This window comes from Sphingopyxis panaciterrulae, assembly GCF_014199295.1.
In the GTDB taxonomy this organism is placed as follows: domain Bacteria; phylum Pseudomonadota; class Alphaproteobacteria; order Sphingomonadales; family Sphingomonadaceae; genus Sphingopyxis; species Sphingopyxis panaciterrulae.
Genome location: NZ_JACIJH010000001.1, coordinates 811,123 through 836,738 on the forward strand (window position 1 = coordinate 811,123; position 25,616 = coordinate 836,738).

The 25,616-nt window shown below is 67.0% G+C and carries 21 protein-coding genes; 15 read left to right on the plus strand and 6 right to left on the minus strand.

All coding sequences use genetic code 11. From position 1 onward, the window contains the following. The first annotated feature begins 171 nt into the window (after positions 1–171). The 3 genes from FHR21_RS03835 to FHR21_RS03845 are packed head-to-tail and all read left to right on the plus strand — an operon-like array spanning position 172 to position 6,486. Entirely contained in the window at positions 172–2,481 is a 2,310-nt protein-coding gene (locus FHR21_RS03835; protein WP_184095419.1) for a TonB-dependent receptor, read from the plus strand. Positions 2,482–2,506: 25 nt separating this feature from the next. Next, complete coding sequence (locus FHR21_RS03840) at positions 2,507–4,234, plus strand: arylsulfatase (protein ID WP_184095421.1); 1,728 nt, start codon at positions 2,507–2,509, stop codon at positions 4,232–4,234. Between the two features lie 38 nt (positions 4,235–4,272). Beyond that, a complete protein-coding gene (locus FHR21_RS03845) occupies positions 4,273–6,486 on the plus strand; it encodes a beta-glucosidase (RefSeq protein ID WP_221234967.1) in 2,214 nt (737 codons plus the stop codon). A 120-nt stretch (positions 6,487–6,606) separates the two neighbouring features. Here the strand turns inward: FHR21_RS03845 and FHR21_RS03850 are convergent, their stop codons facing one another. Then, positions 6,607–8,274: an AMP-binding protein gene (locus FHR21_RS03850; protein WP_184095423.1), complete on the minus strand. Its 1,668-nt coding sequence runs from the start codon at positions 8,272–8,274 to the stop codon at positions 6,607–6,609. A gap of 119 nt (positions 8,275–8,393) precedes the next feature. On the opposite strand from FHR21_RS03850, the gene pabB reads away from it, so the two are divergent. Next, positions 8,394–10,235: an aminodeoxychorismate synthase component I gene (gene pabB, locus FHR21_RS03855; protein ID WP_184095425.1), complete on the plus strand. Its 1,842-nt coding sequence runs from the start codon at positions 8,394–8,396 to the stop codon at positions 10,233–10,235. A 31-nt stretch (positions 10,236–10,266) separates the two neighbouring features. Here pabB and FHR21_RS03860 read toward each other — a convergent pair whose 3' ends face one another. Then, positions 10,267–10,539, minus strand: coding sequence for a BrnA antitoxin family protein (locus FHR21_RS03860; protein ID WP_184095427.1), 273 nt, complete (start codon positions 10,537–10,539; stop codon positions 10,267–10,269). Then, a complete protein-coding gene (locus tag FHR21_RS03865; RefSeq protein WP_184095429.1) occupies positions 10,536–10,781 on the minus strand; it encodes a BrnT family toxin in 246 nt (81 codons plus the stop codon). The genes FHR21_RS03860 and FHR21_RS03865 overlap by 4 nt, the downstream gene beginning before the upstream one ends. 172 nt (positions 10,782–10,953) lie before the next feature. On the opposite strand from FHR21_RS03865, the gene FHR21_RS03870 reads away from it, so the two are divergent. From FHR21_RS03870 to FHR21_RS03905, 8 genes are all read left to right on the plus strand, one after another. Continuing rightward, the gene (locus tag FHR21_RS03870; RefSeq protein WP_184095431.1) at positions 10,954–12,165 is read left to right on the plus strand and encodes a pyridoxal phosphate-dependent aminotransferase; all 1,212 of its coding nucleotides are present in this window, start codon (positions 10,954–10,956) and stop codon (positions 12,163–12,165) included. A gap of 251 nt (positions 12,166–12,416) precedes the next feature. Then, on the plus strand, positions 12,417–13,082 hold the full coding sequence (msrA, locus tag FHR21_RS03875) for a peptide-methionine (S)-S-oxide reductase MsrA (protein ID WP_184095608.1): 666 nt from the start codon (positions 12,417–12,419) through the stop codon (positions 13,080–13,082). Positions 13,083–13,261: 179 nt separating this feature from the next. After that, positions 13,262–14,362, plus strand: coding sequence for a serine hydrolase (locus FHR21_RS03880; RefSeq protein WP_246427011.1), 1,101 nt, complete (start codon positions 13,262–13,264; stop codon positions 14,360–14,362). Further along, on the plus strand, positions 14,352–14,681 hold the full coding sequence (locus FHR21_RS03885; RefSeq protein ID WP_246427012.1) for a hypothetical protein: 330 nt from the start codon (positions 14,352–14,354) through the stop codon (positions 14,679–14,681). The genes FHR21_RS03880 and FHR21_RS03885 overlap by 11 nt, the downstream gene beginning before the upstream one ends. Positions 14,682–14,808: 127 nt before the next feature. Beyond that, complete coding sequence (gene sucC, locus FHR21_RS03890) at positions 14,809–16,017, plus strand: ADP-forming succinate--CoA ligase subunit beta (protein WP_184095435.1); 1,209 nt, start codon at positions 14,809–14,811, stop codon at positions 16,015–16,017. A gap of 233 nt (positions 16,018–16,250) precedes the next feature. Then, the gene (locus FHR21_RS03895; protein ID WP_184095437.1) at positions 16,251–17,000 is read left to right on the plus strand and encodes an electron transfer flavoprotein subunit beta/FixA family protein; all 750 of its coding nucleotides are present in this window, start codon (positions 16,251–16,253) and stop codon (positions 16,998–17,000) included. Between the two features lie 125 nt (positions 17,001–17,125). Then, positions 17,126–18,055: an electron transfer flavoprotein subunit alpha/FixB family protein gene (locus FHR21_RS03900; protein ID WP_184095439.1), complete on the plus strand. Its 930-nt coding sequence runs from the start codon at positions 17,126–17,128 to the stop codon at positions 18,053–18,055. 71 nt (positions 18,056–18,126) lie between these two features. Continuing rightward, entirely contained in the window at positions 18,127–18,909 is a 783-nt protein-coding gene (locus FHR21_RS03905) for an enoyl-CoA hydratase (RefSeq protein WP_184095441.1), read from the plus strand. 102 nt (positions 18,910–19,011) lie between these two features. Here FHR21_RS03905 and FHR21_RS03910 read toward each other — a convergent pair whose 3' ends face one another. After that, complete coding sequence (locus tag FHR21_RS03910) at positions 19,012–19,848, minus strand: energy transducer TonB (protein ID WP_184095443.1); 837 nt, start codon at positions 19,846–19,848, stop codon at positions 19,012–19,014. Between the two features lie 119 nt (positions 19,849–19,967). Between FHR21_RS03910 and FHR21_RS03915 the strand changes: the two genes are divergently transcribed. After that, on the plus strand, positions 19,968–21,326 hold the full coding sequence (locus tag FHR21_RS03915) for a phosphotransferase (RefSeq protein WP_184095446.1): 1,359 nt from the start codon (positions 19,968–19,970) through the stop codon (positions 21,324–21,326). A gap of 21 nt (positions 21,327–21,347) precedes the next feature. Then, positions 21,348–22,643 (plus strand): acyl-CoA dehydrogenase family protein, encoded by a 1,296-nt coding sequence (locus tag FHR21_RS03920; protein WP_184095448.1) that lies wholly within the window; start codon positions 21,348–21,350, stop codon positions 22,641–22,643. A 31-nt stretch (positions 22,644–22,674) separates the two neighbouring features. Here FHR21_RS03920 and FHR21_RS03925 read toward each other — a convergent pair whose 3' ends face one another. After that, positions 22,675–22,986, minus strand: coding sequence for an alkylphosphonate utilization protein (locus FHR21_RS03925; protein ID WP_184095450.1), 312 nt, complete (start codon positions 22,984–22,986; stop codon positions 22,675–22,677). A gap of 4 nt (positions 22,987–22,990) precedes the next feature. Next, on the minus strand, positions 22,991–23,740 hold the full coding sequence (locus tag FHR21_RS03930) for a class I SAM-dependent methyltransferase (protein ID WP_184095452.1): 750 nt from the start codon (positions 23,738–23,740) through the stop codon (positions 22,991–22,993). Between the two features lie 124 nt (positions 23,741–23,864). Here FHR21_RS03930 and FHR21_RS03935 point away from each other — a divergent pair, with 124 nt between their 5' ends. Then, positions 23,865–25,613, plus strand: a complete 1,749-nt coding sequence (locus tag FHR21_RS03935) for an N-acyl-D-amino-acid deacylase family protein (protein WP_184095454.1) — start codon at positions 23,865–23,867, stop codon at positions 25,611–25,613. The last annotated feature ends 3 nt before the right edge of the window (positions 25,614–25,616 follow it).

Here is a 25,616-nt window from a genome sequence, read left to right on the forward strand (position 1 = left end):
TAGCGACAAGCTCGGGTCGTTCTTCTGCAATCCGCGCCGCGCTCGATCTTCGATCCTTCGGTCTCCTCCAAGCGCTGTTGACGCCCGGCCGATACGTCCGTAAAGTCTTGAGACAACGTTGTCTCAAATCGACGGGACGAGCCATCGGGCGGCACGACAGGGGAGGATCGAATGAATTATCGTCGCAAGGCATTCTGGCTGGGCACCGCCGCTGCGGCGCTGTCCGTTTCCGTGGGCGCCCATGCGCAGGACAGCCAGTCCGCTCCGGGAGGGACGGCTGCGGGCGACGCGGCGATGGGCGACGAGATCGTCGTCACCGCGCAAAAGCGCGAACAGAATCTGCAGAATGTGCCGGTTTCGGTCTCGGTGCTGTCGGCATCGGCCCTTTCGGACAACCGGGTCAGCGGCCTCGAGCAACTGTCTCAGGTGTCGCCGTCGATCGGCTTCACCAACAGCGCGAACACGCGCGGGCAGGGGCTGTCGATCCGCGGCATCGGCACGCTCAACTTCTCCGACGGGGTCGAGCCTTCGGTTTCGACGGTGATCGACGGCGTCGTCATCGGCCGCTCGGCGGCGTCCTTCTTCGACTTCAACGATATCGAGCGGATCGAGGTGCTGCGCGGCCCGCAGGGAACGCTGTTCGGCAAGAACAGCTCGGCCGGCGCGCTCAACGTCGTCACCGGAAAGCCGGACCTCTATGATTCGAGCCTGGAGGCGTCGGCGAGCTATGGCACGTTCGACGATGTCCGGTTGAAGGCGACGGGATCGGTGGTGCTCGATCAGGGACGCGCGGCGCTCCGCCTGTCGGGATTCCGGTCGAAGGCGGACGGGATCATCACCAACACCGCCGACGGGCGCAAGCTCAACGACAACGACAGTTGGGGCGTGCGCGGGAAGCTGCTGTTCGAGCCGAGCGACGTCACCTCCATCTATGTGATCGGCGATTATGGCGAGAGCAATCGCAATTGCTGCGTTTCGACGGTGCGGTCGGTGATGCCGACGACGACCTATTACAACGGCGAAACGCGCGCCGACCTGCTCGCCGACCAGCAACTCGGGCCGCTCAACCGCGAGGTGACGATCGACGGCGACTATTTCAATCACCAGAAGACCGGCGGCGCATCGGTCGAGGTCAACACCGAACTCGGCGGCCAGACGATCACCTCGATCACCGCCTATCGCGAATTCCAGGTGTTCGACAACAACGACCCCGACGGGGTTCCGCTGCCGGTCATCAGCCTGAACAATGCCCGCCAGAAGCAGCGCCAGTTCACCCAGGAACTGCGCCTGACCTCGCCTGCCGGCGAGCCGATCGAATATGTCGCCGGCCTCTATTATTTCTGGCAGGACGTGGTCAGCCGAACGCAGGTGAAGGGCAAGCTGGTCGTGAACCTGCCCGGCGACCTGTATCTCGGCAATCAGGTCGACCGCGACATCACGACAAAGAATGTCGCCGCCTTCGGGCAGGTGACGGGGCATCTGACCGACAGCCTGTCGTTGATCGGCGGGTTCCGCTTCACGTCGGAGCAGGCCGTCGCGCATTTCGACCGGACGATTCTGCCGGGCGCGGTCGCGGCGATGCCCAGCCTCGGCGGCCCGGCCTATGTCGCGCCGACGCTGAAGGCGACCGACACCGACCTCAGCTATAAACTGGGTGTGCAATATCAGGCGACGCCCGACGTCATGGCCTATTTCACCTATACGCGCGGCTACAAGGGGCCGGCGCTCAACCTGCTCAACAATCTGACGGCGGTGACGGTCGATGCCGGGCTGGCGGTGCTGAAGCCCGAGATCGCGCGCAACTGGGAAGCCGGCATCCGCACGACGCTGTTCGACCGGATGCTGACGCTGAACGTGACGGGCTTCTATGAAACCTTCACCGATTTCCAAGCGCAGACCTACAGCGCGATCCTGACCTCGTTCCAGCTCACCAACGCCGGCAAGCTGATCACCCAGGGTGCCGAGGTCGAGGCGATCCTGCGCCCGGCCGACGGACTGAGCCTGACCGGCAACCTCGCCTTTACCGATACCGAGGTGCGCGGGCTGATCGTGAGCTGCTATGCCGGCCAGAGTGCGGCGCAGGGCTGCGTCGGCGGCCGGCAGGACGTGACCGGCGAAGCGCTGACCAACGCGCCGAAATGGGCGTGGACGCTGAACGCCAACTATGGCGCCGACATCGGCAACGACCTGCGCGGCAGCGCCAATCTGTCCTTCACCTGGCGCTCGAAGACGCTGTTCGGCTATCGCGATCCGAATACCGCCCAGCCGGGCTATGGTCTGCTCAACGGCCGGGTTTCGCTGGAAACGCAGGACGGCCGCTATCGCCTGTCGCTGTTCGGCAAGAATCTGACGAACAGGCATTTCGCGAGCTTCATCGGCGCCGGCCTGCTCGACACCTCGGCGGCGGGGGCCGGCTATACGCAGTTGCTGACGCCCGACGCCTTCCGCACCTTCGGGGTCGAGGGGACGGTTCGCTTCTGAACCGCGGAAAGGGAGTAGCCGGGCCATGCAATTCTCGCGTCGCCGTTTCGTCGGCACCCTGCTCGCCACGACGACGCTGTGCCGCGCGGCGTCGGCGCGCGCGGCCTGGGGCACCGGGCCGCGGCCCAATATCGTCACCATCGTGCTCGACGATGTCGGCTATTCGGACATCGGCTGCTTCGGCGCCGAAATCCGTACCCCGGCGATCGACAGGCTGGCGACGGACGGGCTGCGCTACGTCCATTTCGATACCAAGGCGGTCTGCGCCTCGACCCGCGCGTCGATGCTGACCGGGCGCAACTGCCACACGGTCAACATGCCCGACGTGCCCGACGTCGCGGCGGTGATGCCGGGCGATCCGCAGATGGCGCGGCTGTTCCGGATGCCGGACAATGCCCAGACGATGGCGCAGGCGTTGCAGCGCCGCGGCTATGCCACCTGGGCAGTCGGGAAATGGCACATGATCCCGATGGACGAACTGGGCGAGGAGGCGGGCCGCGACAATTGGCCGCTGCAACGCGGCTTCGACTATTTTTATGGCTTCCCGCGCGGCTGGACCGATCAGTATCGGCCGGAACTGGTCGAGAATAATGCCTATGTCCATCGGGATTTCCCCCAGGATTATCACCTGTCGGTCGATCTGGCCGACAAGGCGATCGGCCTGATCGATGCGCATGTCGCGGAGAAGGGCGATCAGCCCTTTTTCCTGAACCTCGCCTTCGGCACCGCCCATTCGCCGATCCAGGTGCCGCGCGAATATTCGGCGCCTTATGATGCGATCTACGAAAAGGGGTGGGATGCGATCCGCGAGGAGCGCTTCGTCCGCATGAAGCGGATGGGGCTGATTCCCGCCAGCACCCGGCTGCCGCCGCGCGCGCCGCGCGACCGGGCGTGGGACGATCTGTCCGACGACGAAAAGGCGGTCTTCGCGCGCTATATGGCGGTCTATGCCGGCTTCATCGAGCATTGCGACCGGCAGATCGGCCGCGTTCTCGATCGGCTGCGCGACCAGGGGCTGCTCGATAACAGCATCGTCATCCTGCTGTCCGACAATGGCGCCGCGTCCGAGGCGGGCCAGCAGGGCTTTTTCGACGGCCTCTATCGCCAGAACAGCCTTTCGCCGGCCGAACAGCGCGCGCGCATTGACGAGCTTGGGACGGCGATGACCCAGGCCGAATATCCGCGCCCGTGGGCGATGGTCGGCGACACGCCGCTGCGGCGCTACAAGCTGTGGCCCTATTCGGGCGGGACGCGCACGCCGATGATCTTTCACTGGCCGCGCCATGTCGACGATCCCGGCGCGATCCGGCGGCAGTTCGTCGACGTCATCGACATCGCCCCGACGCTGCTGGACGCCGCCGGCGCGCGCTTTGATCCCGTCGTCGACGGCGTGACCCAGATTCCGGTCGCGGGCCGCTCGTTCCTGCCCAGCGTGGCCAGCCGCAAGGCGCCCGGCCGCCAGGTGCAATATTTCGAGCTGCGCGGAAACCGCGCGATCACCAGCGGCCGCTGGCGCGCGGTCGCGATCCACGACTGCGACCGGCCCTATGCTGAGGATCGCTGGGAGCTGTTCGACCTCGATCTCGATTTTTCGGAAAGCACCGATCTTTCCGGCCGCTATCCGGCCAAGGTCGCCGAGATGAAGGCGCTGTGGGCCGACCAATGGGCGCGCTACGGCACCGGCGAACTGGCGCAACCGGGCGTGCTGACCTGCCGCCTGTCCGACCTCTTCGACCGCCGTTCCGGCGGGTAGCGAAACTGGTCGACGCGATGCACAAGGGGGATAGCAAAATGAAGCGAGGCCTATATGCGACCACGGCGCTGGCGGTCCTGTTGGGGAGCATGGCGGTGACGGCATCGGCGCAGGAACCGGCTGCCGCCGCTGCTGCGAGCGGCGCCGAGGCGGCGGCCGATGCCTGGGCGGCGGCGACCGAAGCCCGGATGACCGACGACGAGCGCTTCACCCTGCTCCACGGCTTCATGCCGATTCCGATCGGACCCTATGCCGATCCCGAATTGCAGGCGAAATGGCCCGACGACGTGGTGCCGGGCGCCGGCTATGTCGCGGGTATCGCGCGCCTCGGCATCCCGTCGCTGCGCGAAACCGATGCCAGCCTGGGGGTCACCAACCCCTTCGGCATCCGCAAGGGGGATACGGCGACCGCCCTGCCTGCCGGTCTCGCGATCGGCGCGAGCTTCAACCCCGACCTCGCCTTCGCGGGCGCGCGGGCGGTGGCGAGCGAGGCGCGTGCCAAGGGGTTCAACGTGCTGCTGGGCGGCGGCATCAACCTGGTCCGCGACCCGCGGGGCGGGCGCAACTTCGAATATATTTCGGAAGATCCGCTGCTTTCGGGGATCATGGGCGCCGAAGCAGTGCGCGGCGCGCAGTCGGCGGGCGTCGTGTCGACGGTCAAGCATTTCTCGCTCAATTCGAACGAGACCAACCGCCACACCTGGAATGCCGAGATCGACGAGGCCGCGCACCGCGAAAGCGACCTGCTCGCCTTTCAGATCGCGATCGAGCGCGGCCGGCCGGGGTCGGTCATGTGCGCCTATAATCTGGTCAACGGGCAAAAGGCCTGCGGCAACGACCATCTGCTGAACAAGGTGCTCAAGCAGGACTGGGGCTACAAGGGCTGGGTGATGTCCGACTGGGGCGCGGTGTCCGGCCCCGATTTCGCGCTGCGTGGGCTCGACCAGCAGTCGGGCGAACAGCTCGACAAGCAGGTCTGGTTCGACGCGCCGCTGAAGGCCAAGCTCGCCGACGGCAGCCTGACGCGGGCGCGCCTGTCCGACATGGTGCGCCGCATCCTGCGCTCGATGAAGGCGAACGGGCTGGTCGATGCACCGCCGGCGCCCGCGGTCGACATGGCCGCGCACGCGCGGATCGCGCGGCAGATCGCCGAACAGGGCATCGTGCTCCTTAAAAACGACGGCGATGCCCTGCCGCTCGCCGCCAGCGTCGGTTCGGTCGCGGTGATCGGCCGCAACGCCCATGTCGGCGTCCTGTCGGGCGGCGGATCGTCGCAGGGGCTGCCGCCCGCCGGCTGGGCGGCCTCGATCCCGGTCGGCGGCGGCGAAGGCTCGATCGGCGCCTGGCGGGTCGAACGCTGGTTCGCGGGCGCGCCGCTGGCCGCGCTGAAGGAGGGGCTGCCGGGGGCGAAGGTCGGCTTCGACCCCGGCCTCTATCCGCAGGATGCGGCCGCGCTCGCCGCGCGGTCCGACGTCGCGATCGTCTTCGTCAGCAAATATGAGGCGGAGGGCTTCGATTCGCCCGACCTGTCGCTTCCCGGCGGGCAGGACGCGATCGTCGCGGCGGTGGCCGCGGCCAACCCCAACACCATCGTCGTGCTCGAAACCGGCAATCCCGTCGCCATGCCCTGGCTGGACAAGGTGAAGGCGGTTGTCGCCGCCTGGTATCCGGGGCAGGAGGGGGCGGCCGCCATCGCCGACGTGCTGACCGGCAAGGTCAATCCGTCGGGGCGTCTGCCGATCAGCTTTCCCGCGGCGACCGACACGCTGCCGCGCCCCACTATCCCCAGCTATGGCACGCCCGAGCACACCCGTGTCACGGTGCGGATGAACGAGGGATCGGACGTGGGCTATCGCTGGAACGCGCGGACCGGGACCAAGGCGCTCTTCCCCTTCGGCCACGGGCTTTCCTATACGCGCTTCGCTTCGAGCGGGCTCAGGACCGACGGCGCGACCGCGACCCTGACCGTCCGCAACAGCGGCGACCGGGCCGGCGCGACGGTGGCGCAGCTCTATCTCGTGTCGCGCGACGGGCAGCCGATGCAGCGGCTGGTCGGCTTCCGGCGCGTCGAACTGGCGCCGGGCGCCGAGCAGACAGTCGAAATGACCATCGATCCGCGCCTGCTCGCGACGTGGAACGGCGACGGCTGGACGATCGCGAAGGGGGATTATCGTTTCGCGATCGGCGACGATGCGGAGACGCTGTCCGCGCCGGTGACGGTTGCGATGACCGCGCGAAGCTGGCGGGATTAGGGTCTGTCCGGTTTGGATTGATATGTCCCGCATTGCCGAGCGGACCCCGGGTCGAGCCGGTGTTTATCCCCTTGAGACCAGGACGATGGTGATCCCCGGCGAAAGCCGGGGGGCGGCCCGTCACCCCACCGCTTCGGCGCGTAGCGCTTTCCTGTCGAGCTTGCCGATCATCGTCTTGGGCAGCGCGGCGCGCACCTCGATCGCGCTCACCCGCTCATGCTTGCCGAGCTGCGGGTTGAGCCACGCGGCGAGTGCCTCGCCCGATATCTCATAGCCGTCCTCCAGCGTGACGAACGCCTTCGGGCTCTCGCCGCGATAGGCGTCGGGGACGCCGAGCACGATCGCTTCCTTGACCGCGGGATGCTGGTGCAGATGCGCCTCGATCACGCTGGGATAGACCTTGAAGCCGCCAACCGCGATCATGTCCTTCAGCCGGTCGACGATGCGGATATAGCCCTCGGCGTCGATCGCCGCGACGTCGCCGGTGCGCAGCCAGCCGTCGGCGGTGAAGCTGTCGCTATCCGCTTCGGGCCGGTTCCAGTACCCCTGCATGATCTGCGGCCCCTTGACCGCCAGCTCGCCCGGCTCGCCGGCGGGCGCGTCCTTGTCCGGATCTTCCTTGTCGAGCAGGCGAATATGGGTCGCGGGGATCGGCTGGCCGATCGTCCCCGCCTTGACCGGCCCGTCATAGGGATTGGTCGCGACGACGCCCGAGCTTTCGGTCAGGCCATAGCCCTCGACCAGTGAGGCGCCGGTTGCGGCGATGAATTTCTCGCGCAATTCGGCAGGCATCGGCGCGCCGCCCGAGATGCAGACGCGCAAGCTCGAAAAATCGGTCTTCGCGAGGTCGGGGTGGTCGAGCAGCGCCTGATACATGGTCGGCACGCCGGGCAGCGCGGTCGCCTTTGTCCGCGTGATCGCATCGAGCGCCTGCTTGGCGTCGAAGCGCGGCAGCATCGCGATCATCCCGCCGTTGAGAACGGTGCGGTTGAGGACGCAGGTGTTGGCGAAGACATGGAAGAAGGGCAGCACGCCCAGGATGCGGTCGTCCGCGCCGTGATCGGGGTCGATGACGTTCACCTGCCGCGCATTGGCGGTCAGATTCTGGTGGCTGAGTTTCGCGCCCTTCGGCGTGCCGGTGGTGCCGCCGGTATATTGGATCAGCGCGATATCCTTTTCCGCATCGATCGCGATCGGATCGGGCCGGCCGTCATTGTCGGTGAGCGCGGAGAAGCGGATGACGCGCGGATCGTCGGGCAGTGCCGCGACCTCGCGCCGCTTGAACAGGCGATAGAGCACCGACTTGGCGGCGGGAAGCCCGCCCGCGACCGACCCGACGACGAGCTGCCGGAGGCTCGACCCGTCGAGCACCGCGAGCGCGGTCGGCAACAGCGCCGCGGCGCTGATCGTGAAGAGCAGGTCGGTGCCCGAATCCTCGACCTGCGCCTCGAGCTCGGCCACCGTGTAGAGCGGCGAGAAATTGACCACCGTCGCCCCTGCGGCGAGCGCGCCATAATAGGCGGCGACATAATGCGGGACATTGGGCAGGAACAGGCCGACGCGGCTGCCCTTGCCGATGCCGCGCTGCTGCAGCCCGCGTGCGACGCGCGCGACGCCGTCGGCGACCTCGCGATAGCTGAAATGCCGCCCCATGAAATCGAGCATCGGCGCATCCCCCTTTCGCGCGACGCTCGCCGCCAGCATGTCGGGAAGCGAGAGCGGCGGAAAGTCCTGGTCCCATGGCGTCGGGTGGCGATAGTCGGTCGACCAGGAAAAGGGGCTGTTCATCGGTGCGGACGGGTCCTTTGCGGGCGGAATGCTTTTTTACACTATGGTAAGTAAGCCGATATCGCAATCGGCGCCGGTTGCCGATCCCCCACGGCAAGGCTAGGGCGGCGGGGCAGGACATGAACAGCGCCATCCCCATCCCGGAGCCAGACAGCCCGCCCTTCGTCCTGCTCGATGATGCGCGCGCGGAGGGGGCGGTGCCGGCGCGGCTGTTCCGCGATCCGGTCGAGACGCTGGTGGCCCGAAACGCGCGCGAGGTTCCGGCGCTGCTCGACGCGTTGGAGGCGGCACAGGCGCGCGGCCTCTTCGCCGCGGGCTATCTCGCCTATGAGGCCGGTAAGGGGCTGGCGCCCGCGTGGCGCGGTGCGGTCGAGGCGGATGGCGAAGCGCCGCCGCTCGGCTGGTTTAGCCTGTTCGAGCGGGTGGAGCGGATCGACGCCGACGCGGTGCCCGATCGGCTGCCCGACTCCGCGGGCGCGTGGATCGGCCCGCCCGCACCCCGCCTTGCGCGCGCCGACTATCTGGCGGCGTGCGAGGCGGTGCTGGCCTATATCCGCGCCGGCGACATCTATCAGGCGAACCTGACCTTTCGCGCCGATGTACCGGTGCTCGGCGATCCGCTCGCCGCCTATGCACGGCTGCGGCGCACGGCGCGGGCGGGCTATGGCGGCTTCCTGTGGACCGGGCGGCAGGCGATCGCCTCGCTGTCGCCCGAACTCTTCTTCGCGCTGCGCGGCGGGCAGGTGGTGGCGCGCCCGATGAAGGGCACCGCGGCGCGCCTTCGCGATGCCGAGGCCGATGCCGCGGCGGCGCGCGAACTGGCGACCGATCCCAAGCAGCGCGCCGAGAATCTGATGATCGTCGACCTGATCCGCAACGACCTGTCGCGCGTCGCGGCGCCCGGGTCGGTCGCGGTGCCCGAGCTGTTCCGGGTCGAAAGTTTCCCGACCATCCACCAGCTCGTCTCCGACGTCGCCGCGCGGCTGCCCGAAGGGCGCGGCGCGGTCGACGTGCTGCGCGCCGCCTTTCCCTGCGGGTCGATCACCGGCGCCCCAAAGGTGCGCGCGATGGAGGTCATCGCCGAGCTGGAGGCGGAGCCGCGCGGGCTCTATACCGGGTCGATCGGTTTCATCGAACCGGGCGGCGACGCGGCGTTCAACGTCGCGATCCGGACGCTGGTCTTTCCGCACAATGCGTTGCAGGACAGGGACTTGCAGGGTAGGCCCGCTTGCGCCACGCTGGGGCTCGGTTCCGGGATCGTCGCCGACAGCCAGCCGGCCGAGGAATGGCGCGAATGTCTGGCCAAGGGGGAATTTGTGGGCGCAGCGGGGGAAAGCTTCGACCTCATCGAAACGATGCCCTTCGATCCGGTCGAGGGGGTTCAGCGCCTCGAGGGGCATCTCGCGCGGATGAAGGCGAGCGCTGAGGCGCTCGGTTTCGCCTTCGACCGGCACGGCGCGCGCAACAGCCTGCAGTCGGCGACCTTTCGCCTGCGCCATGCGGCGCGGGTGCGGATGCGGCTCGCGCGGTCGGGCGCGCTGGCGATAGAGGTGTCGCCGCTGCCCCGCCTCGCCGAACTGCCGGTTACGGTCGCGGTGCGCCCGGCGCCGCTCGCCGCCGGCGATTTCCGCCTCGTCCACAAGACCAGCCTGCGCGCGCCCTATGACACGGCGCGCGCCGAAAGCGGCGCGGTCGAAGTGGTGTTCGTCGACGAGCCCGGCTTCGTCACCGAAGGAAGCTGGAGCACGATCTTCGTCGAGCGCGATGGCGTGCTGCTCACCCCGCCGCTGTCGCTCGGCCTGCTTCCCGGCGTACTGCGCGCCGAACTGATCGACCGGTCCCGCGCGGTTGAATCGCACCTGCGCGTCGCCGACCTCGCGGGCGGCTTCTTCATTGGCAATTCGCTGCGCGGCCTGGTGCCCGCGCGGCTCGCGGACGGTGCGGAAACGGGTTCCTCATAGCCGAAGCTATGGATGGCGCCGGACAGGCGGATCAAATTCCGGCAGCAGCGCGCAGTGCCTTGTTCATGCGCGACTGCCACCCCGGTCCGCTGGCCTTGAATCGCTCCAATACGTCACGGTCGAGGCGCAGCGTCGTACTGACCTTGGTCGGCGCCTTCTGCTTTCCACGGGTCGCGCGCATTTTCGCCGCCAAGTCGGGAAACGCCTTGTCGAACGGAACCGCCTTGGCGAAGTCTTCGGCGGTCCATTCCGGATTGTCGGACACTGCGTCCGCATCCGCCTGACTGAATTTTCCTTCGGTCATGGCATGAATCTCCTTTCTTTCAAATTCGCGGGGCGGGCGGATATGATCGAAATTCCTTCGGTTCCGAGCATTGCGAAGATGACCACAATCGTGCCGTTCAGTTTGCCGAACGCCGCATACCGTCCCATCTTTGCAGGCCGGACAAGGGCCGACAGAAAAAAGTCGATACCGATATCGGCAAAGTCGATGCCGTGCTTGGCAAGATTCGCCGCGCGCTTCGGTTCGTCCCAAACTATTATCACGCATTTTTATAGTAACAATGGACGCTACGGTCAAGAATTTTGTTACTACAAATTGCTGTCATCGACCTGCATAGCTAATTTATCCGTCGCGCGCCTTGCGAATGGCGCGCGGACGCGATAGGCGCGGCGCGCGCAATTTCCTGTCCATCCGCAGCCCCGGAAAGCCTCTTCCATGTCGCTGAAGCCGCATCTCTCCGCCGCCCTCAACCGCATCCAGCCGTCGGCGACGCTCGCGATGACCGCGCGCGTCACGGCGCTGAAGGCCGAGGGGGTCGACGTCATCGGCCTCAGCGCGGGCGAGCCCGATTTCGATACCCCCGATTTCGTCAAGGAAGCGGCGATCGAGGCGATCCGCGCCGGCCAGACCAAATATACGCTGGTCGACGGCACCATCGCGCTCAAGGAAGCGATCCGCGGCAAGTTCCGCCGCGACAACGGCCTCGACTACGGGCTCGACCAGATCAGCGTCAACGTCGGCGGCAAGCACACGCTGTTCAACGCGCTCGTCGCGACGGTCGATGCGGGCGACGAGGTCATCATCCCCGCGCCCTATTGGGTCAGCTATCCCGACATCGTCGCCTTTGCGGGCGGCACGCCGGTGATCGTCGAGGCGTCGGCGGCACAGAACTACAAGATCACGCCGGCGCAGCTCGACCAGGCGATCACGAAAAAGACGCGCTGGGTGTTGTTCAATTCGCCGTCGAACCCGTCGGGCGCGGCCTATTCGCCCGAGGAACTCGACGCGCTGGGCGAGGTGATACGCCGCCACCCGCATGTCATGGTGATGACCGACGACATGTACGAACATGTCTGGTACGCCGATTTCGCCTTCTCGACGCTGGCGCAGCGCTGCCCCGACCTTGCCGACCGCATCCTGACCGTGAACGGCTGTTCCAAGGCCTATGCGATGACCGGCTGGCGCATCGGCTATGCCGGCGGCCCGGCGTGGATCATCAAGGCGATGGGCAAGCTTCAGTCGCAGTCGACGTCGAACCCCTGCTCGGTCGCGCAGGCGGCGGCCGTCGCGGCGCTGGGCGGGCCGCAGCAATTCCTGGAGGAACGCAACGCAGCGTTCCGCAAGCGTCGCGACATGGTCGTCGCGATGCTCAACGACGCGCCCGGCCTGTCGTGCCCCGTCCCCGACGGTGCCTTCTATGTCTATCCCGACGCCAGCGGCTGCATCGGCAAGAAGACGCCCTCGGGCCAGACAATCGAGAATGACGAGATGCTGATCGACTATTTCCTCGACGCGGCGCGCGTCGCGGCGGTCCACGGCGGGGCGTTCGGCCTGTCGCCGGCCTTCCGCGTTTCCTATGCGACGTCGGAAGCGGTGCTCAAGGACGCGTGCGTGCGCATCCAGCAGGCGTGCGCCGCGCTGGTCTGAGGCTTTTCTTAACCTCGGTTCACCATGTGGTTCACCGGATGGTAAGCTCTGCCGGTGCAAGGGTGAGCGCGGTCACTGCGCGATGGTCCGGGGGGCGCCATGGCGACGGCACGACAGAATGAAAAAGAGAAAGAGGCTCCCATGCTCGCCATGCTCCGTTCCGACTGGCTTTATTCGATGCTCGCCGGCTTTGCGATCGGCACGCTGATCGTCGTCCTGGGCGCGCCGGCGGTGCCGCCGCTGCCGTGACGCTGCGGCGCCCGCTGGCCGCGGCGCTCGCGGCCGCGCTGCTGGCGCAGTGCGCGCCGGTCCAGGCAGAGAGCGTCGTCAAGCTGCCCGCCGCCGCCGTCGATCCCGCGATCAGGGCGAGCCGCGCCACCGCGATCGTCGCCGGCGGCTGCTTCTGGGGCGTCGAGGGCGTCTTTTCCCACGTCAAGGGCGTGATCGCGGTCGAGGCCGGCTATCATGGCGGCAGCAAGGCGACCGCGCGCTACGACAAGACGGGCAGCGGCACCACCGGCCACGCCGAATCGGTGCGCATCACCTATGATCCGCGCGTCGTCAGCTATGGTACGCTGCTGCGCATCCTCTTTTCGGTCGTCGCCGATCCGACGCTGAAGAACCGGCAGGGCCCCGACGTCGGATCGCAATATCGTGCCGCGATCGTGCCGCTCGACGCGGTGCAGCGCCGCGTCGCGGCCGCCTATCTCGCGCAGATCGGCAAGGGGCGTTATTTCGCAAAGCCGATCGCCGCGAAGATCGAGCCCTACAAGGCCTTCTATCGCGCCGAGGCCTATCATCAGGATTTCATGCGGCGGCACCCCGCGAACGCCTATATCGTCCGCTGGGACGCGCCGAAGCTCGCGGTGCTGCGGAAACTGTTTCCGCAGCGGGTTCGTGCCGACCCCGCCCCTTGATACCATGGGGTTCCGCTGCTTGTCGTGCGGGAAGAATCGTTCGTCGCAAATCGCTGGTTCGCTTGCGGGCGCTGCGGGACGACGAACCCCGGCCGATACGGCCGGGGAGAGTGCGGGTCGCAATATTCGGGGTTTGGATGAGAATTGAAATAACCGGCAGACGACTGCTCGCGGTGGCGATGAGCTCGGTCGTTCTGACAGGATGCGTCGGCAGCGCCATGATCCCGACGCCGCGGGAACGCGGTCCGGTGCGCGGGCCGAACGGATCGGTGACGGTGCCGATCGGCGAACCCGCGCCCGCGCCGCAGCCTGCGCCGGCGCCGCCCGGCGTGATCGACCCCGGCTTCCGCCGCCCGCCCGCCGGGCTCGAGGCGCGGATCACGCAGCTCTGGCGCAGCTTCCCCGGCAAGACCGGCATCGCGGTGCGCCGCATCGACGGCGAATGGGAATTGTCGCAGCGCGGCGAAGAATTATTCCCGCAACAGAGCGTGTCGAAGCTGTGGGTGGCGCTGACCGTGCTCGATGCGATCGACCGCGGCGAACTGTCGTTCGACCAGAAGGTACGGATCGGTCCCGAGGACCTGACCTTGTTCCACCAGCCGCTCGCCGCGCGCGTGCGCTCCGAAGGCTCGGTGACGATGACCGTCCGCGACCTGATCGAAACCGCGATCACGCACAGCGACAATAGCGCGAACGACAGCCTGCTGCGCACCGTCGGCGGGCCGGAGGCGGTGCGCCGTTTCCTTGCGAAGCACGACCTCGGCAAGATTCGCTTCGGCCCCGGCGAGCGGCTGTTGCAGAGCGGCACGGCGGGGCTCAAGTGGCAGCAGAGCTATTCGGTCGGACGTGCCTTTCAACAGGCGCGGGCGGCGCTGCCCGACGCGACGCGCAAGGCGGCGATGGACGCCTATCTGGCCGACCCGCCCGATGGTGCGAGTCCGGCGGCGATCGGCCGCGCGCTGACCCGCCTCGCCCGCGGTCAGCTTTTGTCGGCCGACTCGACCCAATATATCCTGGGCGTGATGAGCCGCACGCACAGCGGCCCGCGGCGCCTCAAGGCCGGGCTGCCCACGGGCTGGACGTTCCTGCACAAGACCGGCACCGGACAGGATTACAAGGGCATGACCGCCGGCTACAACGACATCGGCATCGCGACGGCGCCCGACGGCACGCGCTATGCGATCGTCGTGATGCTGGGGACCACCACCTCGCCGATCGTGCAGCGCATGGCGCTGATGCAGGCGGTGTCGGGTGCCGTGGCCGAATTTCATGGCCGCTGAGATGCGCGCGCCGCGGCACTGGCTCCCGCTGGCGCTGCTGGCGCTCGCGCTTGCCGGCTGCGCGACGCCGGAGACGCGGCTGCGCACCGGGCTCGCCAATGCCGGGCTGTCGAACGCGATGGCGACCTGCATGGCGGACCGCATGGTCGACCGGCTGTCGCTGCTGCAATTGCGGCGCCTGTCCTCGCTCGAAAGCCTGAGGGGGCGGCGGGTCGCCGACCTGACGCCCGACCAGTTCCTGCACAAGGTGCGCGCGCTGGGGGATCCGGAGATATTGGGGGTCACGACGAGTTCGGCCGCGGTCTGCGCGCTGCGCTGAGCCGAAGTTTTTCTATGCCCGATCCATGCGAATCCCCGCGTCTCGGGGGGTGGCAATCCGCGCGCCTTTGTGCTTAGGCGGCGTCGCATATCTCCCGTTTCCAGAGTCGAAAGGCCCGGCTGAGCTCATGAACATCCACGAATATCAGGCGAAAGAACTGCTCGCGAAATTTGGCGTTGCCGTCCCCCGGGGCATTGCCGCGATGAGCGTCGAAGAGGCTGTTGCAGCCGCAAAGCAGCTTCCCGGGCCGCTCTATGTCGTGAAGTCGCAAATCCATGCCGGCGGCCGCGGCAAGGGCAAGTTCAAGGAACTCGGTCCCGACGCGAAGGGCGGCGTCCGCCTCGCCAAGACGCTCGAGGAAGTCGAAAGCCACGCCCGCGAAATGCTCGGCAACACGCTGGTGACGATCCAGACCGGCGAGGCCGGAAAGCAGGTCAATCGCCTCTACATCACCGACGGCGCCGACATCAAAAAGGAATATTATCTCGCGCTGCTCGTCGACCGTGCCACCAGTCGCATCGCGGTGGTCGCCTCGACCGAGGGCGGGATGGACATCGAAACCGTTGCGTACAACACGCCCGACAAGATCCACACCATCGTCATCGACCCCGCGACCGGCCTGATGCCGCACCACGGCCGCAGCGTCGCCGCCGCGCTCGAACTCGAAGGCGACCTCGCCAAGCAGGCCGCGAAGGTCCTTGCCGGTCTCTACAACGCCTTCCTCGCGACCGACGCCGAGCAGATCGAGATCAACCCGCTCGCGGTCTGCGAAGGCGCGAACGGCGACGAACTGCTCGTCCTCGACGCCAAGCTGGGCTTCGACGGCAATGCGATGTTCCGCCACAAGGATATCGCTGACCTCCGCGACCTGACCGAGGAAGACCCGGCCGAGGTCGAGGCGTCGGAATATGACCTCGCCTACATCAAGCTCGACGGCAACATCGGCTGCATGGTCAATGGTGCGGGTCTGGCGATGGCGACGATGGACATCATCAAGCTGAACGGCGCCTTCCCGGCGAACTTCCTCGACGTCGGCGGCGGCGCGAGCAAGGAAAAGGTGACGGCGGCGTTCAAGATCATTTTGAAGGACCCCGCGGTCGAAGGCATCCTCGTCAACATCTTCGGCGGCATCATGAAGTGCGACATCATCGCCGAGGGCATCGTCGCCGCGGCGAAGGAAGTGAACCTCTCGGTTCCGCTCGTCGTCCGTCTCGAGGGCACGAACGTCCAGCAGGGCAAGGACATCCTCGCGGGCTCGGGCCTGCCGATCGTTGCGGCCAACGATCTGGGCGACGCGGCAAAGAAGATCGTCGCCGAGGTCGCGAAGGCGGCGTGATGAAGCATTGCCTCTCCGCTTGGGGGAGAGGCAGCGAGACTTGGCAGCTTGCTGCCTGGTCGCAGCGGTGAGGGCGGCAACGTCCGGACCTTCGCCAAGTCCGACTAGGTCCTGGTGGACCAAGTCCTCTATCCTCTCCCCCCAAGGGGAGAGGAAGTCGGACTGCAGGTTGACGTTTACGTAAACGCCAATTATGGCGCGGTGCACAATTTTTGAGAGGAGCTTTAAGAGCCATGAAAATCCTCGTCCCCGTGAAGCGGGTGCTCGATTACAACGTGAAGCCGCGGGTCAAGGCCGACGGCACGGGCGTCGATCTCGCCAACGTGAAGATGTCGATGAATCCGTTCGACGAGATCGCGGTCGAAGAAGCGATCCGCCTGAAGGAAAAGGGCGTCGCGACCGAGATCGTCGCGATCAGCGTCGGCCCGGCGAAGGCGCAGGAAACGCTGCGCACCGCGCTCGCGATGGGCGCCGACCGCGCGATCCTGGTGCAGAGCGACGATGCGGTCGAGCCGCTGGGCGTCGCGAAGATCCTCAAGGCCATCGCCGACGCCGAACAGCCGGGTCTGGTGATCCTCGGCAAGCAGGCCATCGACGACGACAACAACCAGACCGGCCAGATGCTCGCCGCGCTCACCGGCTGGGCGCAGGGCACCTTCGCCAGCGCGGTCAATGTCGAAGGCGATAGCGTCAGCGTGACCCGCGAAGTCGACGGCGGTCTCGAAACGGTGAAGCTGAAGCTCCCCGCGATCGTCACCACCGATCTTCGCCTCAACGAGCCGCGTTATGCGTCGCTGCCCAACATCATGAAGGCGAAGTCCAAGCCGCTCGATACCAAGGCGCCCGCCGACTATGGCGTCGACATCGCCCCGCGCGTCAAGGTGCTCAAGGTCAGCGAGCCGCCGGTTCGCCAGGCCGGCATCAAGGTCGCCGACGTCGATGAACTGGTCGCCAAGCTGAAGGCCATGGGCGTCCACAGCTAAGACACTCCACCCCCGTTCGCCCTGAGCTTGTCGAAGGGCTGTTCTTTTTCGGGACCATCGAAAGAAAGGGCAGGCCCCGGATCGGGTCCGGGGTCAGCCCGAACGGATTAGAGGGAAGTTTAGATATGAAAACGCTTGTTTGGGTCGAACATGACGGTTCGTCGGTCAAGGACGCCACGCTCGCCGCGGTGACCGCGGCGTCGAAGCTCGGCGAAGTCCACCTCCTCGTCGCGGGCGAGGGCGTCGACGGCGTCGCCAAGGTCGCGTCGGAGATCGCCGGCGTCGGCAAGGTGCATGTCGCTGACAACGCCGCCTTCGCGCACAACCTGCCGGAGAATATCGCGCCGCTCGTCGCCGAACTGATGGCGAGCCACGACGCCTTCGTCGTGCCCGCCACCACGACGGGCAAGAATATCGCGCCGCGCGTCGCCGCGTTGCTCGACGTGATGCAGATTTCGGACATATTGTCGGTCGAGGGCGACAGGAGCTTCACCCGACCGATCTACGCCGGCAACGCCATCGCGACCGTCGAGAGCGAAGATGCGAAGCTGGTCCTCACCGTCCGCGGCACCGCCTTCGAAAAGGCCGCCGCGACCGGCGGTTCGGGCACGGTTGAAGCCGTCAGCGCTGGCGGCGATGCCGGCCTGTCGAGCTTCGTCGGATCCGAGATCGCCAAGTCGGAGCGTCCCGAGCTCACCTCGGCCAAGATCATCGTGTCGGGCGGTCGCGCGCTGGGTTCCTCGGAAAAATATCAGGAAGTCATCGTCCCGCTCGCCGACAAGCTCGGCGCCGCGCTCGGCGCGTCGCGCGCCGCGGTCGACGCGGGCTATGTCCCCAACGACTATCAGGTCGGCCAGACCGGCAAGATCGTCGCGCCGGACGTCTATTTCGCGATCGGTATCTCGGGCGCGATCCAGCACCTCGCCGGCATGAAGGATTCGAAGACGATCGTCGCGATCAACAAGGACGAGGACGCCCCGATCTTCCAGGTCGCCGACCTCGGCCTCGTCGCCGACCTCTTCAACGCCGTGCCCGAACTGACCGGCAAGATCTGATCCGGGCCGGAATGGCATGAAACAAGGGGGCGGTCCGTTGCGGCCGCCCTTTTCTTTTTGGGAGTAGAGACATGTCCCTGATTCTCGTCACCCGCGAAGATGGCGTCGCCACCGTGACGCTCAACCGCCCGGAGGCGATGAACGCGCTGTCGCGGGCGCTGCGCGCCGAACTGGCGGCGGTGATGCGGGGGCTCGCCGCCGATGACGGTATCCGCGCCATCGTGCTGACAGGCGCGGGGACACGCGCCTTCACCGCGGGGCTCGACCTCAAGGAACTCGGCGCCGACACGTCCAATCTCGGCGCCGCCAATGCGGAAAGCGCCGACGAGAATCCGGTGAAGGCCATCGAACTGTGCCCGCAACCGGTGATCGGTGCGATCAACGGTGTCGCGATCACCGGCGGCTTCGAGGTCGCGCTCGCCTGCGACATATTGATCGCCTCGACGAACGCGCGCTTCGCCGACACCCATGCGCGCGTCGGCGTCATGCCGGGCTGGGGCCTGTCGCAGAAACTGTCGCGCATCGTCGGGCTCGGCCGCGCGAAGGAATTGTCGCTGACCGGCAACTTTCTGGGCGCGGAAGCGGCGCGCGACTGGGGCCTTGTCAATCGCGTCGTTGCGCCCGACGAACTGCTCCCGGGGGCGCAGGCGCTCGCGCGCGATATCGCCAGCGCCGACCCGGCGATGGTGCACGGCTACAAGCGGTTGATCGACGACGGCTATGCACTGCCTTTCGGCGAGGCGATGGCGCTCGAGCAGCAGCGGTCGAAGGCCGCAAACGCCACGGTGCGCGCCGAAGAGGTCGAGGCGCGGCGGCGGGCGGTCATCGAACGGGGCCGCGAGCGCGCGAGGTGACGTCATGGCCCGCATCGCCGGTCCCGGCGGCCTCGTGGGAGCACCCTTTCCTATGCGGCAAGGTTTTTGAAACGACTTATCACGCCGATGCGAACGGGGTCCTTAGGGGATAGCCCATGAGATCCGGTTGGAATAATAGCCGATTGAAGGCTGTCTATCGGCACCGAGCGCTGGCTTGAATCTGGCACGTGCCTTCAGTAGTTTGCAGGTCTCCTCGTCGAGCAGAGTATAGCCGGACGTCGATGTGATATGGCATGTGTCTACTAGACCCTTGCGGTCTATGGTGAGACGGAATTTTGCGATTCCTTGCATGTGGGCACGCATCGCTTCCTGCGGGTAGTCTTGGAATGTAACCCAATAGCCGGGATGGTTTGCAGGAACCGGCGCGCTTGATTGACGCCGTACGGCGGGGGCGTCGACGTCCTGCGCCGCGGCGATGCGATCCTGGCAGTCGCGTACTGCCGCCAGCGCCTTCTTTGCCCCGCGCAGATTCAGCGCGGCAGCGAACTGGTCGGGCATCGCGATCTGTACGATCTGGTCTTCTCCGACGCTGTCCGGAAAAGCGCCGTCGTCCGACACGGTCCAGCGCAGAAGCGGGGCGGATGATCCTGTCGCGGTTCCCGGCTGGCCATCGACGACCTGCTCTTTGTCGGAGCCTTCCAGGGAAAAGCGGACCTTGCCGGGCTTCAGGCCGGCGGCGACGCCCGAACCGGCGAGGATGACATCATAGCTGGTGGAAAAGAAGGTCGGCTGAAACTGAAGCGAAAGATGCTGATCGCCCGACGCGAAGCGGCGCAGCAAGCTGCACTGGTCGGGCTGTTGATCGAGCTGCCATGGGCCATCGGGTTCCCAGATCGCCGAGCTATCTGCGGCCATGGCCGGGTGCGCGAAGGCGGCGGTCAACAGGGCAACAGCCAGAATAAATGTTGTAAGGTGCATGATTCCTCCCCTGAACGGGGAACGTATCGAGGGCCGCAGCCAAAGCAAGCGCTCGGCCGCCGCCACGCCGTGATAATTACTTACTTGCCGTTTACGTAAACTGGCAGCAAGGTTGTGCGATGCCTGACCTTACCGAACCGCTTGCCGCCTTCATGACCCGCATCGCCGGGCCCGGCGCGCTGTCGGGCCTGTCGCGCCTGTCGGGCGGCGCCAATATGGAAAGCTGGGCCTTCGACTGGACGGGGCCGGAGGGACGGGGCGCCTATGTGCTGCGCCGCGCGCCGTCGGCCGATTATATGGCGGACCGGCCCTATGGGCACCCGGTCGAGGCGGCGCTGGTCCGGGCGGCGCATAACGGCGGGGTAAAGGCGCCCGAGGTGGTGGGCGTGCTAGCGGACGGCGACGGCATGGGCACGGGCTATGTCATGCGCCGCGTCGTCGCCGAGGTCAGCCCGGCGACGATATTGGCCGCGCCGCCGCCGTCGCTGCTCGCCGATCTGGGGCGCGAACTGGCGCGCATCCACGCGCTGCCGCGGGCGGCGATTCCCGATGGCATTCCGGTGATGGACACGGGCGCGGCGCTCGCCGAGCTCAAGGCACGCTTTCTTTCCTATGGCGGCGACCGGCCGGCGATCGCGCTCGCGATTCGATGGTGCGAGGATCATCTGCCCGCCCCGGCTGATCCGGTGCTCGTCCACGGCGACTATCGCATGGGCAATATCATGGTCGATATGGCCGAAGGACAGGTGGGCGGCCTGGCCGCGGTGCTCGACTGGGAACTGGCGCATCTGGGCGACGGGCATGAGGATCTGGCCTTCGGCTGCATGACCGTGTGGCGCTTCGGCCGGCTCGACCGGCCGGCGTTCGGGGTCGGCAGCTTCGAGGACTATTTCGCGGCCTATGAGGCGGCGGGCGGGGCGCCGGTCGACCGGGCACGTTTCCGCTTCTGGCTCGTCTATCGTACCCTCTGGTGGGCGCTCGGCTGCCTGCAGATGGGGCAGGCATGGCGCAGCGGCGCCGACACGACGGTCGAGCGCGTCGTCGTCGGGCGGCGCACCGCCGAGCAGGAGCTCGACCTGATCGGGCTGCTCGAGGCGGAAGCGCCCGAGGCCGAACGCGCGCGCCCGCTCCCGCCGTCGCCGCTCGCCGCACCCGCGCCGGTCGGCGAGCCGACCAATCGCGAGATGGTGCAGGCGGTGCGCGACTGGATCGAGAGCGCGATCAAGCCGAAGGCCGAGGGCCATGCCAAATTCGAGGCGGTCGTCGCGATGAACGCGCTCGGCATCGTGATGCGCGACCTCGATGCGGGCGTGCGCGCCGAGGACCGGGCGCTCGCGGCGGCGCTGCTGGCCGGCGAGACCAGCCTCGCCGAACCCGGCCTGCTCGCGCGGCTGCGCCGCGCGGCGCTCGACAAATGCGCCGTCGACAGCCCCAAATATGCCGCGCTCGCGCGCGCGCGGAACCAATGGGGCGGCTGAGATTCGAACAGGAGAGAGACGATGGATTTTGCGGTGCCGGCCGATCTGCAGGCCTATCTGGACGAACTCGACGCCTTCATCGCGGCCGAGATCAAGCCGCTTGAGGCAGCGGACGACAATATCCGCTTCTTCGACCATCGCCGCGAGCATAGCCGCACCGACTGGGACAATCAGGGTCTGCCGCGTCACGAGTGGGAGGCGCTGCTGAAGGAGGCGACGCGCCGTGCCGACAAGGCGGGACACTGGCGTTTCTCGGCGCCCAAAGCCTATGGCGGCAAGGACGGGTCGAACCTGTGGATGGCGGTGATCCGCGAACATTTCGCGGCGAAGGGGCTGGGGCTCCATAACGATCTACAGAACGAGCACAGCATCGTCGGCAACTTCCCCTTCGTTGCGATGTTCGAACAGTTCGGCACCAGTGACGAACAGAAGCAGGAATTCATCCTCGGCGGCTTCGAGGGCCGGCGCCGCACCGCCTTCGGCCTGACCGAGCCCGACCATGGCAGCGACGCGACGCATATGGAAACGCGCGCAGTGCGCGAGACCCGCGACGGCGTCGATGGCTGGCGGATCGACGGAGCGAAGATGTGGACGACCGGCATGCACGTCGCGACCCACTGCGCGACCTTCTGTCGCACCGGCGGCGCCGACGGCGATGCGAAGGGCATCACCTGCCTGCTCGTTCCCAATCCGTCCCCAGGCCTCGTGATCGAGGAATATCTGTGGACCTTCAACATGCCGACCGACCATCCGCGCGTCAGCTTCACGGACGTGTGGGTGCCCGACAGCGCGCGGCTCGGGCCGGAGGGGGGCGGTCTCGCCATCGCGCAGAGCTTCGTCCACCAGAACCGCATCCGCCAGGCGGCCTCGTCGCTCGGCGCCGCGGTCTATTGCATCGAGGAAAGCGTGCGCTATGCCCGCGAACGCAAACCCTTCGGCGAGGCGCTGGCGAAGAATCAGGCGATCCAGTTCCCGCTCGTCGAGTTGGCGACGCAGGCCGAGATGCTGCGCCTGCTGATCCGCAAGACCGCGTGGGACATGGACAATATGGAGCATAAGGAGATCGAGCGCACGCTGTCGGACAAGGTCAGCATGTGCAACTATTGGGCGAACCGCCTCGTCTGCGAGGCCGCCGACCGCGCGATGCAGGTCCATGGCGGGATCGGCTATTCGCGGCACAAGCCGTTCGAGCACATCTATCGCCACCATCGCCGCTACCGCATCACAGAGGGCGCGGAAGAGATTCAGATGCGCAAGGTGGCGGCCTATCTGTTCGGCTATCTCGGGCCGCGCCGGGAGACGCTGGGGAAGATTTGAAGCATTACCGAAGAATGGATCAGGCGGAGTTCTACCGCTTCCGCACGAACTCCGCGCGCAGCACCAGGCCCTTGATCCCGTCGTGGCGGCAGTCGATTTCCTGCGCGTCGCCGGTCAGGCGGATCGACTTGATGACGGTGCCGACCTTCAGCGTCTGCCCCGCGCCCTTCACCGCCAGATCCTTGACCAGCACCACCGAATCGCCGTCGCTCAGCAGATTGCCGACCGCGTCGCGGACCTCGGGGCCCGCCGCCGCGGCTTCGGCGCGGGCGCGCGCTTCGCTGGCGGGCAGCCACTCGCCGCTCGCCTCGTCATAGACATATTCGTCATCGTCGTCGGTCATGGTCTCACTCGGGTTTGCGGAAACGCAGCGCGAACTGGTCGGTCTTGCCGCGGATGGAGGGGTCGAAGACATTGGCCGTACGCGGGTCTTCGGGCCGCGCATAGAGGCCGCTCTCGGCATCCAGCGTAAAGCCGGCCTTGGTCAGCGCGGCGACCGCCGCCGCCTTGTCGATGCGGTGCAGGCTGTCGCTCAGCGTCGTCCCGCTGCCGTCGGCGGCGCTGTGGTCGACGACGATCAGCGTCCCGCCGGGTTTCAGCGCCGCGAACAGCGCCGCGCTCGCCTTGTCGCCGGTGCCTTCGGGGAAGGGTTTCAGATAGAGGTCGTGGAAATTCTGCACGGTGATGATCGTGTCGAGCGGCTCGGGAAAGGGCGGTGCGGCGAAGGAGCCGGCAACGGCGTCGACATTGGCATAGGCGGCATCGACCGCCGCCTGATCGTCGCCATATTGTTTCTTGAACGCGATGAACTCGGCGGGCTGGAACGCATAGACCTTGCCCGACGGACCGACCGCACCCGCAAGCAGGCAGGTGACATAGCCGCCGCCCATCACGAAATCGCCGACCTTCTGGCCGGGTTTCACGCCCGCGAAGGCGAGCAGTTCGGCGGGCTTGCGTGCGGCGTCGCGCTCGCGATCGGCGGCGGGGCGCGCCGGATCGGCGATCGCGCTGCTATAATCGGGCGCGGCGGACGGTTGCGCGGCGAGCGGGCTGGTCGCGGTCGCGAGCAGGATGGCGAGGGTAAGCGAGCGGATCATGGCGGCGACTCCCTGTGGCTTCGGCACGCCATCATAGCGCTTCGCCGCGCGCGCCGCGCGCTTATTTGCACATCCCGGATTTGGTGATAGGTTTCATCCCAAAACCAAATACGGGAGAGCGGATATGCACGATCTGGTGATTCGCGGCGGCACGGTCGTCGATGGTTCGGGCGGCGAGCCCTTCGTCGCCGATGTCGCGGTGGATGGGGACCGCATCGTTGCGGTTGGCGCCGACCTCGGACCGGCGCGCGAAGAGGTCGACGCGCGCGGCCGGATCGTCACTCCCGGCTTCGTCGACGTCCACACCCATTATGACGGGCAGGCGACGTGGGACCGGGAAATGGCGCCGTCGAGCTGGCACGGCGTCACCACCGTCGTCATGGGCAATTGCGGCGTCGGCTTCGCCCCCGCGCGGCCCGACCGCCACGACTGGCTGATCGGCCTGATGGAAGGGGTCGAGGACATCCCTGGCACCGCGCTGGCCGAGGGCATGACCTGGGAGTGGGAGACGTTCCCCGAATATATGGACGCGCTGGAAAAGCTGCCGCGCACCGTCGACGTCGCCTGCCATGTTCCGCACGGCGCGGTGCGCGCCTATGTGCTCGGCGACCGCGAACGGCCGGGCGCGGTGCCGACGGCGGAGGACATCGCCGAAATGTCGCGCATCGTCGAGGAAGGGGTGCGCGCCGGCGCGCTCGGCTTCTCGACCAGCCGCACCGTGATCCACAAGTCGGTCGACGGCGAAGTCGTGCCCGGCACCACCGCGACCGCCGAGGAACTGATCGAGATCGGCCGCGCAATGGGCCGCGTCGGCCATGGCGTGTTCGAAATGGCGAGCGACCTCAATCGCGAGTGGAACGAGTTCGACTGGATGGGCAAGCTCAGCCGCGAGACCGGCCTGCCGGTGACCTTCGCCGCGCTTCAGTCGATCGCCAAGGAACAGCCGCTCGACGAGCAGATCGCGAACATGCGTGCCGAAAACGCCAAGGGCGCCAACATCGTCGCGCAGATCGCGCTGCGCGGCAACGGCATCATCATGGCGTGGCGCGGCACCGTGCATCCCTTCCGCTTCCGCCCGTCGTGGCAGGCGATCATGGATCTGCCGTGGGATGCGCAGAAGGCGAAGCTGCTCGACCCCGCCTTCAAGGCGCAACTCTTGTCGGAGGAGAATGATTTCAGCGGCGCGCCGCAGGATATCATGGGCCTGTTGATGGTCGTCGCCGGCGGCTGGGGCATGCAGTTCGAGATGGACGCGGATTTCGATTACGAGCCGGGACCGGAGGCGAGCATCGCCGCGCGCGCCGCGGCGGCGGGGGTCGACCCCGCCGACTATGCCTATGACCTCTTGTGCCGCGACGACGGCGCGGGCTTCGCCTATCTGCCGATCCTCAACTATGCCGACGGCAATCTCGATTTCCTAGAGGCGTTGCAGGATGCGGGCGACACGGTGAACAGCCTGTCCGACGGCGGCGCGCATTGCGGCACGATCTGCGACGCCGCTTCGCCGACCTTCATGCTTCAGCATTGGGTGCGCGACCGGAAACGCGGCGGCCGCATTCCGCTCGCCCGCGCGATCAAGCGCCAGTGCCGCGACACGGCGCTGCTCTATGGACTGGAGGATCGCGGGCTGGTCGCGCCGGGCTATCTCGCCGACCTCAACGTGATCGACATGGATGCGATCAGGCTCGGCAAGCCGTGGCTGGCGTTCGACCTGCCGGCGGGCGGCAAGCGGTTGTTGCAAAAGGCCGACGGCTATGTCGCGACGATCAAGTCGGGGCAGGTGACCTTCCGGAGCGGCGAGGGGCAGGGCACCTATCCCGGCACCGTCATCCGCGGCCCCCAGCGCGTCGAAATGGCGCTAGCGGCGGAGTAGGGG

What these genes read in the sequence shown, in the direction of transcription:
- FHR21_RS03850 (WP_184095423.1), bottom strand. Translation starts at nt 8,274, where the DNA reads ATGAACAGCCCCTTTTCCTGGTCGACCGACTATCGCCACCCGACGCCA.
- FHR21_RS03870 (WP_184095431.1), top strand. Translation starts at nt 10,954, where the DNA reads ATGTCGCTGAAGCCGCATCTCTCCGCCGCCCTCAACCGCATCCAGCCG.
- FHR21_RS03840 (WP_184095421.1), top strand. Translation starts at nt 2,507, where the DNA reads ATGCAATTCTCGCGTCGCCGTTTCGTCGGCACCCTGCTCGCCACGACG.
- FHR21_RS03900 (WP_184095439.1), top strand. Translation starts at nt 17,126, where the DNA reads ATGAAAACGCTTGTTTGGGTCGAACATGACGGTTCGTCGGTCAAGGAC.
- FHR21_RS03845 (WP_221234967.1), top strand. Translation starts at nt 4,273, where the DNA reads ATGAAGCGAGGCCTATATGCGACCACGGCGCTGGCGGTCCTGTTGGGG.
- FHR21_RS03895 (WP_184095437.1), top strand. Translation starts at nt 16,251, where the DNA reads ATGAAAATCCTCGTCCCCGTGAAGCGGGTGCTCGATTACAACGTGAAG.
- FHR21_RS03930 (WP_184095452.1), bottom strand. Translation starts at nt 23,740, where the DNA reads ATGATCCGCTCGCTTACCCTCGCCATCCTGCTCGCGACCGCGACCAGC.
- FHR21_RS03935 (WP_184095454.1), top strand. Translation starts at nt 23,865, where the DNA reads ATGCACGATCTGGTGATTCGCGGCGGCACGGTCGTCGATGGTTCGGGC.
- FHR21_RS03880 (WP_246427011.1), top strand. Translation starts at nt 13,262, where the DNA reads ATGAGCTCGGTCGTTCTGACAGGATGCGTCGGCAGCGCCATGATCCCG.
- sucC (WP_184095435.1), top strand. Translation starts at nt 14,809, where the DNA reads ATGAACATCCACGAATATCAGGCGAAAGAACTGCTCGCGAAATTTGGC.
- FHR21_RS03925 (WP_184095450.1), bottom strand. Translation starts at nt 22,986, where the DNA reads ATGACCGACGACGATGACGAATATGTCTATGACGAGGCGAGCGGCGAG.
- FHR21_RS03905 (WP_184095441.1), top strand. Translation starts at nt 18,127, where the DNA reads ATGTCCCTGATTCTCGTCACCCGCGAAGATGGCGTCGCCACCGTGACG.
- pabB (WP_184095425.1), top strand. Translation starts at nt 8,394, where the DNA reads ATGAACAGCGCCATCCCCATCCCGGAGCCAGACAGCCCGCCCTTCGTC.
- FHR21_RS03835 (WP_184095419.1), top strand. Translation starts at nt 172, where the DNA reads ATGAATTATCGTCGCAAGGCATTCTGGCTGGGCACCGCCGCTGCGGCG.
- FHR21_RS03910 (WP_184095443.1), bottom strand. Translation starts at nt 19,848, where the DNA reads ATGCACCTTACAACATTTATTCTGGCTGTTGCCCTGTTGACCGCCGCC.
- FHR21_RS03920 (WP_184095448.1), top strand. Translation starts at nt 21,348, where the DNA reads ATGGATTTTGCGGTGCCGGCCGATCTGCAGGCCTATCTGGACGAACTC.
- FHR21_RS03915 (WP_184095446.1), top strand. Translation starts at nt 19,968, where the DNA reads ATGCCTGACCTTACCGAACCGCTTGCCGCCTTCATGACCCGCATCGCC.
- FHR21_RS03860 (WP_184095427.1), bottom strand. Translation starts at nt 10,539, where the DNA reads ATGACCGAAGGAAAATTCAGTCAGGCGGATGCGGACGCAGTGTCCGAC.
- FHR21_RS03885 (WP_246427012.1), top strand. Translation starts at nt 14,352, where the DNA reads ATGGCCGCTGAGATGCGCGCGCCGCGGCACTGGCTCCCGCTGGCGCTG.